The following is a 675-nucleotide window of genomic DNA, read 5'->3' on the forward strand; positions in this document are numbered from 1 at the left end:
TTCCGATCTTGGAAAATGGCTTAGCCCCACAGGGCAAGGTGTTGTGCTGCCACTGGCGTTATCCAATTGAAGGATTTGCCCTGAAGGGTGAAGACGTACATCAAGTGTTGAGGCAACAATTTAGCCTCAATCATTATTTGAATCTTAATGATCCCGATTTTATAATAGACTTGTGGAGTAAGGACTCCACCACTTTAGCTGCTAAAGAGGGATTGCTATGATTGGAATTGTGATTCCTGCCTGTAATGAAGAGCATTATTTGCAAGATTGTCTGAATGCTATTCAAAACGCGGTAGAGGCATTACCCGATACAAAAACAAAAGTGCAGGTGCTGGTCGTGCTGGACAGTTGCAATGATCGGTCTTTGGAAATTGTGCAGCATGCAGGAGTGGACTATCTGGAGTGCAATTTTCATTGTGTTGGAAAAGTGCGTGATCTCGGGGTTCGCCATATGATCCGTTTGGGCGTCACCTGGATTGCCTGTACGGATGCCGACTCGTGTGTCGATTCGCAGTGGTTGTTACAACAGCTTAATCACCAACCGGCAGATGCAATCTGTGGCGTAGTAGAAGTGGATAGCTGGAAAAAATTTTCTGCACTGACCCGAAAAAACTATCTGGCGCATTATCAGGATACGATGGACCATAGCCATATTCATGGTGCCAATTTGAGCCT

General features: G+C 45.3%; 1 protein-coding gene and 1 pseudogene. Both read left to right on the top strand.

The window, feature by feature from the left end; translation table 11 throughout:
• Positions 1-221 (top strand): annotated as a pseudogene (locus B2Y23_RS04155) (hypothetical protein); the annotation flags it as partial.
• On the top strand, positions 218-675 hold a 458-nt coding region (locus tag B2Y23_RS04160; protein WP_291369200.1), incomplete at its 3' end, for a glycosyltransferase. The pseudogene B2Y23_RS04155 and the gene B2Y23_RS04160, both read left to right, overlap by 4 nt.

Origin of the sequence: Acinetobacter sp. UBA5934 (assembly GCF_002430855.1) — a bacterium.
Classification (GTDB): domain Bacteria; phylum Pseudomonadota; class Gammaproteobacteria; order Pseudomonadales; family Moraxellaceae; genus Acinetobacter.